Raw genomic sequence first — 10,174 nt, 5'->3', positions numbered from 1 at the left:
GAATTGCATACTGAGCTTGTACGTTTGCACATAAACGCATTGAAGCTAACATATCCAGACCTTCGATATAGTCTGCTGCACGGCTCTTATCGCCTGTGATTGCCATCCAGCCTGAACGGAAACCAGCAATACGATATGCTTTTGATAGCCCATTGAAAGAAATACATAATTGGTCGCCTGCTAAAGAAGCAACAGCAACATGTTCAATGCCATCGTAAACGATTTTGTCGTAAATTTCGTCAGCAAATAAAATCAGGTCATGTTTCTTTGCAAGTGCCACAATTTGCTCAAGCACATGACGTGGATATACCGAACCAGTTGGGTTGTTCGGATTGATAATGACAATACCACGTGTGTTTGAAGTAATTTTACTTTCAATATCGGCAATATCAGGATACCAACTGTTTTCTTCATCACACTTATAGTGAATCGCTGTACCGCCCGACAGGTTAACGGCAGCTGTCCAAAGCGGATAGTCAGGCATCGGAATGAGCATTTCATCACCATCATCGAGTAGGCCTTGCATAGCCATGACAATGAGTTCAGATACACCATTACCGATATACACGTCATTAACGTGCATATTTAAGATGCCTTTTTGCTGGTAGTACTGGCAGATTGCTTTACGTGCCGGAAAGATACCTTTTGAATCTACATAACCAATTGCATTTGGTAGGTTTAAAGCAACGTCATTAATAATTTCTTGTGGTGCTTCAAAACCAAATGGGGCAGGGTTGCCGATATTCAGCTTAATGATTTTATGTCCTTGCTCTTCCATTTCATTGGCGGCTCGTAATACTGGTCCGCGAATGTCATAACAAACATGCTCAAGCTTCGATGATTTTTTAATTTCTCGGGAAGTTGGCATGGATTGGAGAGTAGCAGTATTTTTAGACATAGCTGGATTCACTTTTGCATATCGGTATAAATAACTTTTAAATGTTTTGACTGTTACCAAATTCAGATCATGTTGATCTTTAAGTAATTCAACAATTTTTTCATGGGTAAAGCCCGATTGCTGATACTGTTTGATAACTGGTAATAGTTGCTGGAAAAGCACACTTTTTTTCTGAGACATGTTTTGTCCTATACAACCGTGCCACACAAGAATAGCACCATCTTTGCTTCCTTAAAAGGAAATAAAATAAAAAATTGCTTTCTTTTGTTTTTGTATTTTGCTTACTTTTTGCTTTCTGTTACTTAGATGTTTAAAATCCAACAAATTTTACGTTCAGAGACTAGTGTTTTTTTGATGAATGGCGTAAATATAAAATACGATTATCAATTTATGTTTACATCAGAATAAAAGGTGCAGGTCATGGGAAAAGTTAATAAAACAGACCGAGAATGGCAAAGAGAGTTATCACCTGAAGAATATCGGATAACGCGACAAAAGGGCACTGAACCAGCATTTACGGGGCAATACTGGAATACTAAGCAACATGGCACATATGTTTGTCGTTGTTGTGGCGCGGAATTGTTTTCGTCAGATGCAAAATATGATAGTGGTTGTGGTTGGCCAAGTTTCTTTCGCCCTCTGAATGGAAGCGTTATTGATGAACATGAAGATTTAACGCATGGTATGGTCAGAACGGAAATTGTTTGTCATGATTGTGAAGCTCATCTTGGGCATGTTTTTGAAGATGGACCACAGCCGACAGGTTTGCGCTACTGTGTGAACTCGGCATCATTACAACTGAAAACACAAGAAAAAAATGATGAGGAAACCTATCCATGAGTAACATTTATCAGTTTGAAGCTGAATTGTTAGAGGGAGATATTAAACAATTCGCTGATTACAAAGGTAAAGTTTTATTAATTGTAAATACTGCAAGTAAATGTGGTTTTACTCCACAGTTTGCGGGTCTCGAAAAACTTTATGAAAAATATAAAGACCAAGGTTTAGAAGTTTTAGGTTTTCCCTGCAATCAGTTTGGTGGGCAAGATCCCGGAAGCAATAAAGAGATAGGTACATTCTGCCAGCGTAACTATGGAGTGAAATTCCCTATGTTTGCCAAAGTAGATGTAAAAGGTCCTGAAGCTCATGTGATCTTTAGATATTTAACCCGTGAAGCAAAAGGAATTTTAGGAAGCAGTACTATTAAATGGAACTTTACCAAGTTTTTAGTTGGTAAAGATGGTTCGGTTTTAAATCGTTATGCACCAACAACCAAGCCTGAAGCATTGGAAGCTGATATTGAAAAAGCATTAGCGAGTTAATGGGTTCAATGAACGCTATTCCTCAAACTTTCGAGTTTTGGCAAGATCGGCGAATGCCTTATATGGAAACCCGAAGGTCATGTTTTGGCAGAACATGTTATAAGTCTCATAGCCATCCAACATTTTCAATTGGTGCTATAGATGAGGGGAATAGTGTTTTTCAAAGTTCTTTTGGCACTGCACAAAAGATCTCGGCGGGTACATTAGTCATTGTGCCCGCACATGTTGAGCATTCATGTAATCCTATGCCAAATCAGGCATGGAGTTACCAGATGCTTCATTTAGATCTAGCATGGTTAAATCAACTGTATTCAGAATTTCAAGAGCAAGGTCTTGATTTACATATACCTCAGCATAAGCCGCTCATTATAAAAGACGAATCTTTATATGAAGCTTTTACTGAAATGAATGAGACATTATTTGATGCGCAAAAATTAATTTTTGAAAAAGAGCAGTCTCTTCTCCATTGCCTGATTCATTTGTTATTACCTCATTTTATTTTAGAAGAAATACAAAAGCCTCAATATTTATATAAAGACTTTTTAAACCTGATCGATGTGATTTCATCCTCAGAGGGTTTTATTTCTTTAGAAGAACTTGCTCAACGAGTAGGTTTAAGCAGATATGCAATCATACGTTTATTCAAAGCAAATGTAGGTTTAACTCCACATGCATTTCAAATTAACTTAAAGATTAATCAGGCTCGAGAGCAGCTCAAACAAGGCGTGCCACTTGCCGAATTGGCTGTAAATTTAGGTTTTAGTGATCAAAGTCATTTCCATAAAGCTTTTAAAGCACATACAGGGGTAACTCCTCGGCAGTTCCAGCTCGCAGCCGCGCAATAATTTACAAGAAATTGTTTAGCTCTATTTTTAAGATTTTCCAGACTGTTTTACAGATGAAGCTGTTATGGAAGTTTTTTTAGTTATTGCATTTACTCATTTTTTAGCACTCTTATCACCGGGTCCAGATTTCTTTCTTATTCTCACTAGTCTTCTACAAAAAGGACGCCGTTATACATATGGTATTGTTCTAGGAATCACTTTGGGAAATGCTTTAATTCTGGCTGGATGCCTGTTTAGTTTTATGTTGCTTGGAAATCTAAGTAGTATCTTACTTTTAATATTTAAATGGCTTGGCGCTTTGTATTTGGCTTATTTGAGTTTTCTTTGTTTTAATGCAGCCCGATCTACAGTTCTAAATTTCTCAACCGATGTAAATAATTTAAGTGACCAAGCAGAAGATAAGCACAACAAAATTAAAAGCTTGGTATTAGGTTTGCAATCGAGTCTTCTAAATCCAAAAAATATTATGTTTTATAGTAGCCTAATGCTACTTATACAACATAAATTTAGTTTATTTCAAAAACTGCTTATGAGTGTATGGATGGTCGGTGTGGTTTTAATCTGGAATATCTTATTGGTTAAACTGCTGGCCTATGATCGAATTTTAATCAAAATTAAACGCTCTGCAACAGGTTTATATTATTGTTCTGCGGTAGCTTTTATTCTTTTTGCTGTGCTTTTGATTACATATAAATAGTGTTATAGCCCAGTTGTACAACCTGAGTAAAAGGCTGTACAACTGCTAAGAAGAGGCTTAAAGAATCGCTTTTAAACGCTTAACCACTTCTTCACATTGAGCTAAATCTGCCACTAACGCCATACGTACATGGTTGGCTCCAGGGTTACCTTGTTCGGTATCACGAGATAAATAACGGCCCGGTAAGACTTTAATATGTGCTTTTTCCATCAGCATTTTGGCAAAAGTTTCATCATTATCCACTTTTAACCAATAGTAAAAACCAGCATCTGGTTTTTGTAATGGAAGCAAATGACCTAGCTCAGATTGAAATAAGTCAAATTTTGCACGATATTGCTTACGGTTTTCTTCAACATGGCTTTCATCATTCCATGCTGCAATTGAGGCAAGCTGATGTTGTACTGGCATTGCTGCGCCGTGATAGGTACGGTATTGCAAATATGGCTTTAATAAAGCAGCATCACCCGCTACAAAACCTGAACGCATACCCGGTAAGTTTGAGCGTTTTGAAAGTGAATGAAAAACGATACAGTTTTTGTAGTCATCACGGCCAAGTTCCGCACATACTTCTAATAAACCCGTAGGAGCTTGGTCAAACCAAAGTTCTGAATAGCATTCATCAGACGCAATAACAAAATTATATTGATCAGATAAGGCAATCAGCTTTTTAAATTGTTCTTTAGAAAGCACAGTACCTGTTGGGTTACCCGGTGTACATACAAAAAGAAGGGCTGTCTTTTCCCAAACTTCTGCTGGTACCGCGTCAAAGTCACCTAAATAACCATTTTCTTCTGTGCAATTAATAAAGTATGGCTTTGCACCTGCAAGTAAAGCAGCACCTTCATAAATTTGATAAAACGGGTTTGGCATCACCACATAAGGTGCATCTTCACGATTAATTAATGCCTGTACAAAAGAGAAAATACCTTCACGTGTACCAGACACAGGTAAAATGTGGTTTTCAGCACTAATACTGTTGAGTTTAAAGCGCTTAGTTAACCAATCTGCAATGCTTTGGCGAAGCTCAGGTAAGCCTTTGCTGTTTGGATAAGTGGATAGATGGTTAAAGTTATCAATAATAGCCTGTTTAACAAACTCTGGTGCTGGGTGCTTCGGTTCGCCAATTGATAGAGGAATCAAGGGGAGGTTGGCTGGGGTAATATCCTTAAAAAGTTGGTTTAACTTTTCAAATGGATACGGGTGTAATAACGACAAGCTAGAGTTCATTAAACAGTTACCAAGTAGTTGAGTTTCAGTGCTGACAAATTTGATTAGATGCTTCATCTAATGCAGCTTTCAGTTTTTCCGAGAAGAGTTTGACCTCTTCGTGATTCAGCGGTTTCCCATCTTTTTTGGTGACAAAGAAAATATCTTCGGCACGTTCACCTAAAGTTGCAATTCGGGCTGAATGGATGTCTAAGCCTTGCATCATAAATAAACCACCCACGCGTGCAAGTAGGCCAGGGTGATCGAGTGTTGAAATTTCGACCATATTTTGCTGTAAGGCTTCATTCAATGTTACATCGACTGTATTTTCGATATCGAAGTGCCGTAATTGACGCGGAATACGGCGTTGCATGAGCCCTGGGTATTGGTCTGGTTGGCTAAGCGCCTTCACTAATGCATTTTTAACGGTTTCTTCACGTTCTGGGTCAGTAAGCAATGTACCGAAACGATCGAGTACAACATAAGTGTCTAAGCTAAATGCTGTACTTGCTGTGATAATTTTTGCATCCTGAACGTCTAGGTTCATTCGGTCTAAAACAGCAACAGTAGTAGCAAACAGGTTAGGTTGGTCACGTGTATAAATAAAGATTTGCACTGCATCTTGAGCTGCTTTACGGTGAGCACGTAAGAGGACTAATGGCTCTGGATTATCACCATGTTTTAAAATTGCTTGTGTATGCCATGCAATTTCATCGGCCGACTCTTTAATGAAGTATTCATCACCAAGTTCTTGCCATACTTTTTCGACATCAGCCAATGCAAAGTTATTTACCAGTAATTCACTTGCTGCAAATTTGGTGTCTTCAATTAACATTTGGTAGTCAACAGGACGACCTAAACCTGTACGGATTACATCACGGGCATGCGTATAAAGCTGACGCATAAGCGATGCGCGCCATGTGTTCCAAAGTTTTGGATTTGTCGCGTTAATATCTGCAACTGTTAAAGTATAGAGATAATCAAGATGCTCCATGTCGCCAAGTTTTTCGGCAAAATCTTTCACGACGTCAGGATCAGAAATATCTTTTTTCTGAGCTGTAAGTGACATGAGCAAATGGTTTTGAATAAGCCATGCAATTAATTTGCATTCACGCTCTGTAAAGCCATGTGCACGTCCAAACTCAATCGCGTCTTCTGCGCCAAGTTCACTATGGTCACCACCACGGCCTTTTGCGATGTCGTGGAATAAAGCAGCAATAAAGACAATATCTTGACGAGCAAGACGTTGGAACACCGAACTTACCACAGGGAATTCTTTGGCAAATTCAGGTTCTCTAAAACGATTTAAATTACGCAGTAATAATAAGGTGTGAGCATCGACCGTATAGATATGAAATAGGTCATATTGCATAAGACCCATAATTTGACCAAAAGCAGGAATATAGTTTCCTAACACACCATACCGTTTCATCGCGACCAAGGTATCGTATAGTCGATATGGTGAGCGAATAATCGACATAAATAGTGCTTGATGCTCTGGGTTATCACGATAACTTTGGTTAATTCGTTTTGCAGCAAGAATGAGTAAGCGCAAAGTTCGAGCGCGAATACCTTCAATATCTGGTCGATTCGCTAAAATATAGAATAACTCTAAGATCGCGCTCGGATGCTCTGCAAAAATTTTATGATGCTGTACTGCAAGTTTATTGTCGACAATCTTAAAGTGATCGTTCACAACTTCAATTTTGCGTTCATAGTTGGGGAGTCGAGGAGTAATGACAGACTCACTAAAATACGCCAGCAACATTTCATTGAGTGTTGAAACCTGCTGCGCCGTACGGTAGTAGCGTTTCATGAATTGCTCAACGCCGTAATTTACAGGTTGGCCTTCTTGACGAACGTAACCAAATTTAGCAGCAATTTCTCTTTGGTGGTCAAAGAGTAAACGGTTTTCATCACGTTTGGCTAAACGGTGTAAATGATGTCGAATTTCCCAAAGAAAGCTTTCAGCTTCTTCTAAAACAGCCAATTCAAACTCTGAAATGAAACCTAAATGCACTAAGTCATAAATACGGTTCACTCGGAAGTGGCGTTTGGCAATCCAACCAATTTGATTAATGTCACGAATACCGCCCGGTGCATTTTTAATGTCAGGTTCTAAATTACTTTCAGTATTGTTGTGTTGGTGGTAACGCTTGGCTTGTTCAGCCATTTTTGCGTCATAAAATGTTTTGTCTGTCCATGTTTGTGAAACAATACGGCGAGGCCATTTCGCAAGTTGTGTATTACCCGTGATTAAACGCGCTTCAATTAATGTAGTGGCAACAGTTAAATCGGTAGCGGCTTGTTCAACACAGCTTTGAATGGTGCGAACACTAATACCTGGTTTGAAATTTCCTACATCCCATAAAGAGGAAATAAATGTAGAGATACGTTTTTCATTTTCTTCACTGATTTCATCTTCAGACAAAATCATGATATCTACATCAGAATAGGGCAGCATTTCACGGCGCCCGTAACCACCTACTGCAAAAAGACCTAGTTTTGACTGGTCAAGTTCTGCATGTTTCCATAAAAAGACGAGCGCTTCATCTACTAAGTCTGAACGAGCTTTAATGATTTCTCGAATAGATTGCCCATTTTCATATGAATCTTGCAATTGCTTTTCTACATCCGTTCGCCACTGATTAATGGCTTTAATATCATGATGACTTGAGACATAGTTCAGCAATGGCGATGTATTGATCATGAAAATGGGTCTACCAATAAGTAAAAATTAAGAGTTAGTTTGAACGCTTACTTGATCAGCGGTTTCTTTCGCTAAAGTACGGGCAAGATCAGTATTTTCAGCGCGAGCAGTTGCGACACCCATACGACGACGTTTGAAACCTTCTGGTTTACCAAACAAACGTAAGTCGGTATCTGGATGAGCTAAAGCCACATTCAGATTGCTATAACTTAAATTGTTAGCATCAACTCCAGCATAAATTACCGCACTTGCGGCAACACTGTGACGTGCTGTATTTACAGGTAAGCCTAAAATTGCACGTGCATGTAATTCAAATTCACTTTGAAATTGAGATGCTAAAGTGACGAGGCCTGTATCATGTGGACGAGGTGAAACCTCACTAAACCAAACCTTGTCGCCTTTAATAAACAGTTCTACACCAAAAATACCACAGCCACCAAGTGCTGTAGTCACTTTATTTGCAATGCGTTTGGCTTCCTCGAGTGCTGCAGGAGTCATTGGTTGAGGTTGCCAGCTTTCTACATAATCACCGGCATCTTGGCGGTGACCAATTGGGTCACAGTAATGAGTTTCAATTTCACCTGTTTCAGGGTTTTTAGCGCGAACGGTAAGGAGTGTAATTTCAAAGTCAAAATCAATTTGAGACTCGATAATAACAGTGCCTTGGTTAACACGGCCACCTTGCATTGCATATTCCCATGCAGCATCGACTTCATCGAAACTTTTTACACGAGACTGTCCTTTACCAGAAGAAGACATGACCGGTTTTACAAAGTTTGGATAACCAATGTCATCACAAGCAGCGCGGAAGCTTTCGAGCGTATCAGCAAAACGATAAGCAGATGTAGGTAAACCAAGTTCTTCAGCCGCAAGACGGCGAATACCTTCACGGTTCATGGTCAGGTTTACAGCTTTAGCAGATGGGATGACTGTTGCAGTTTTATTTGCTTCAATTTCCAGTAAAACTTCTGTCGCAATCGCTTCAATTTCTGGAACAATTAAATTTGGTTTAACTTTTTCAATGAGTTGTTTTAATTGGGCTGGATCTGCCATGTTTAACACATAAGAAAAATGTGCTACTTGCATAGCTGGAGCATGATCATAACGGTCGGCTGCATGTACTTCTACACCAAGGCGTTGTAAGGAAATTACAACTTCTTTGCCAAGCTCTCCTGAACCTAACAATAAAACTTTAAATGCAGAAGATTGAAGTGGGGTACCGAGTGTCACGCTCATGCGAATCATCCTGACAAAATTATTTTTTTAAGCATAGCAGAACTTAGGGTGGAGTTAAGCCTTATCATGCATAAAAAAAGTAATTTTGTCGGACAATTAAAAAAGTAGTTTTTAGATATTAACCTGATAGTTTAAAAGCAATTCATCTGCATTTTTACCACGGATGCCCCAGTTTTCTTTAGGTGTTTCAAAAATGGTAATTTCAATGTCCTGAGGTGCAATTTTGCATTGCTCTTCAATATTGCGAAATAAGGTTTGAATAAGTTGCTTTTTAGTGGCTGGACTGCGGCCTGCAAACATTGAAAGTTCGATGATAATGTAATGTTGGCTTCTGTCAGATGGATAAATAAAATTCTCAGGTTTAAGGCTAATGAAGCGTTGAAATCTTTTCTCGACGGGATACTTCAATTCTTCAATAAGTGCTTGATGGATCGCATGAGAGAGCAGTTCGCGATACTGAATAATGGTTCGTTCATTTGCATAAATTTTAACTTGTGACATTTTTATCTCTAATCGCTAGATGGATTTATCTTCTAATAAATTTCATAAATGAGTTTTTATGCTAGAAGTTATTATTCTTAATCACTTCTAGCATTTATATATTATATAAGGTTGATCAGTTTATCTATTTATAAAGGTAAATAAGTATAGATAAGGCCATAAACGATTGCGGCTGTTAAGGTGGCAGGAACAATTTTCTTAAATTTAAAATAAAGACCAGCTAGAACCATAAAACCGATAAGCATTGCTAAACTCTTATTTGGGGTTTCAAGTAAAGGTGGAAGGGTTGCAACCACAAGCATGGCGCTAATTGCAGATATACCAATACTTCCTAAAGCGATTTTTAACCAGATTGAGCCGCGTCTTTGTTGGTTGCCTTGTAGTTTTTGTATTACGAAAAATGGTCCGAAGCGTGAAGCAAAATTAGCGATACCCACAATAATGCCGACCAAAATAATTTCTAGGTTCATATTAAGCTTCAACCTCATCAAATTGTTTCAGCACATAATGTTTAAATAGACCTGCTAAAATGCCTGAAAGAATGCCAATAAAGATAGCCGCTGATAAGTTAATCCAATAACACGCTAAAGCTGAAACCACTAACGATACAGCAACTACAAGGCTATGCTTTCGTTCAAATGCCGCTAATAAGAAACTTAAAAATAAAGCGGGTAATAAGAAATCTAAAGCTGCTTGTAAAAACTTTGGAAGGTGTGCGACTTGATCTGCAAATAACCCGCCTAATAATGAACCACTTGC

At 38.5% G+C, this 10,174-nt stretch carries 10 protein-coding genes and 1 pseudogene; 4 read left to right on the top strand and 7 right to left on the bottom strand.

The features are described 5' to 3' along the window. On the bottom strand, positions 1-1,078 hold a 1,078-nt coding region (locus C1642_RS12185), incomplete at its 3' end, for a pyridoxal phosphate-dependent aminotransferase (RefSeq protein WP_103236384.1). Between the two features lie 240 nt (positions 1,079-1,318). Here C1642_RS12185 and msrB point away from each other — a divergent pair. From msrB to C1642_RS12165, 4 genes are all read left to right on the top strand, one after another. Then, positions 1,319-1,738, top strand: a complete 420-nt coding sequence (gene msrB / locus C1642_RS12180; protein WP_000521160.1) for a peptide-methionine (R)-S-oxide reductase MsrB — start codon at positions 1,319-1,321, stop codon at positions 1,736-1,738. Next, positions 1,735-2,220 (top strand): glutathione peroxidase, encoded by a 486-nt coding sequence (locus C1642_RS12175; protein ID WP_000066032.1) that lies wholly within the window; start codon positions 1,735-1,737, stop codon positions 2,218-2,220. The genes msrB and C1642_RS12175 overlap by 4 nt, the downstream gene beginning before the upstream one ends. Next, positions 2,220-3,065 carry an AraC family transcriptional regulator gene (locus C1642_RS12170; RefSeq protein ID WP_000535301.1) on the top strand — a complete coding sequence of 282 codons (846 nt, stop codon included), beginning with the start codon at positions 2,220-2,222 and terminating at the stop codon, positions 3,063-3,065. The genes C1642_RS12175 and C1642_RS12170 overlap by 1 nt, the downstream gene beginning before the upstream one ends. Positions 3,066-3,129: 64 nt before the next feature. Next, on the top strand, positions 3,130-3,762 hold the full coding sequence (locus tag C1642_RS12165; RefSeq protein WP_000451665.1) for a LysE family translocator: 633 nt from the start codon (positions 3,130-3,132) through the stop codon (positions 3,760-3,762). Between the two features lie 57 nt (positions 3,763-3,819). On the opposite strand, the gene dapC is transcribed toward C1642_RS12165, so the two are convergent. The 6 genes and pseudogenes from dapC to C1642_RS12135 all read right to left on the bottom strand — a co-directional run. Next, positions 3,820-4,989, bottom strand: a complete 1,170-nt coding sequence (dapC, locus tag C1642_RS12160; RefSeq protein ID WP_001983957.1) for a succinyldiaminopimelate transaminase — start codon at positions 4,987-4,989, stop codon at positions 3,820-3,822. 25 nt (positions 4,990-5,014) lie between these two features. After that, positions 5,015-7,678, bottom strand: coding sequence for a [protein-PII] uridylyltransferase (gene glnD / locus C1642_RS12155; RefSeq protein ID WP_000611177.1), 2,664 nt, complete (start codon positions 7,676-7,678; stop codon positions 5,015-5,017). Between the two features lie 27 nt (positions 7,679-7,705). Beyond that, positions 7,706-8,923, bottom strand: coding sequence for a formate-dependent phosphoribosylglycinamide formyltransferase (purT, locus tag C1642_RS12150; protein ID WP_085940543.1), 1,218 nt, complete (start codon positions 8,921-8,923; stop codon positions 7,706-7,708). A gap of 102 nt (positions 8,924-9,025) precedes the next feature. Further along, the gene (locus tag C1642_RS12145; RefSeq protein ID WP_000084509.1) at positions 9,026-9,415 is read right to left on the bottom strand and encodes a tautomerase family protein; all 390 of its coding nucleotides are present in this window, start codon (positions 9,413-9,415) and stop codon (positions 9,026-9,028) included. Between the two features lie 128 nt (positions 9,416-9,543). Further along, positions 9,544-9,885, bottom strand: a complete 342-nt coding sequence (ygaH, locus tag C1642_RS12140) for an L-valine transporter subunit YgaH (RefSeq protein WP_001047284.1) — start codon at positions 9,883-9,885, stop codon at positions 9,544-9,546. Between the two features lies 1 nt (position 9,886). After that, a pseudogene (locus C1642_RS12135) lies at positions 9,887-10,174 on the bottom strand (branched-chain amino acid ABC transporter permease); the annotation flags it as partial.

Source organism: Acinetobacter sp. AKBS16 (genome assembly GCF_002899995.1).
Taxonomy (GTDB): Bacteria; Pseudomonadota; Gammaproteobacteria; order Pseudomonadales; family Moraxellaceae; genus Acinetobacter; species Acinetobacter baumannii.
Note: the sequence above shows the minus strand (reverse complement) of the source record. Positions and strands in the feature narration are given on the sequence as shown.

What these genes read in the sequence shown, in the direction of transcription:
- msrB (WP_000521160.1), top strand. Translation starts at nt 1,319, where the DNA reads ATGGGAAAAGTTAATAAAACAGACCGAGAATGGCAAAGAGAGTTATCA.
- C1642_RS12175 (WP_000066032.1), top strand. Translation starts at nt 1,735, where the DNA reads ATGAGTAACATTTATCAGTTTGAAGCTGAATTGTTAGAGGGAGATATT.
- C1642_RS12170 (WP_000535301.1), top strand. Translation starts at nt 2,220, where the DNA reads ATGGGTTCAATGAACGCTATTCCTCAAACTTTCGAGTTTTGGCAAGAT.
- C1642_RS12165 (WP_000451665.1), top strand. Translation starts at nt 3,130, where the DNA reads ATGGAAGTTTTTTTAGTTATTGCATTTACTCATTTTTTAGCACTCTTA.
- dapC (WP_001983957.1), bottom strand. Translation starts at nt 4,989, where the DNA reads ATGAACTCTAGCTTGTCGTTATTACACCCGTATCCATTTGAAAAGTTA.
- glnD (WP_000611177.1), bottom strand. Translation starts at nt 7,678, where the DNA reads ATGATCAATACATCGCCATTGCTGAACTATGTCTCAAGTCATCATGAT.
- purT (WP_085940543.1), bottom strand. Translation starts at nt 8,923, where the DNA reads ATGATTCGCATGAGCGTGACACTCGGTACCCCACTTCAATCTTCTGCA.
- C1642_RS12145 (WP_000084509.1), bottom strand. Translation starts at nt 9,415, where the DNA reads ATGTCACAAGTTAAAATTTATGCAAATGAACGAACCATTATTCAGTAT.
- ygaH (WP_001047284.1), bottom strand. Translation starts at nt 9,885, where the DNA reads ATGAACCTAGAAATTATTTTGGTCGGCATTATTGTGGGTATCGCTAAT.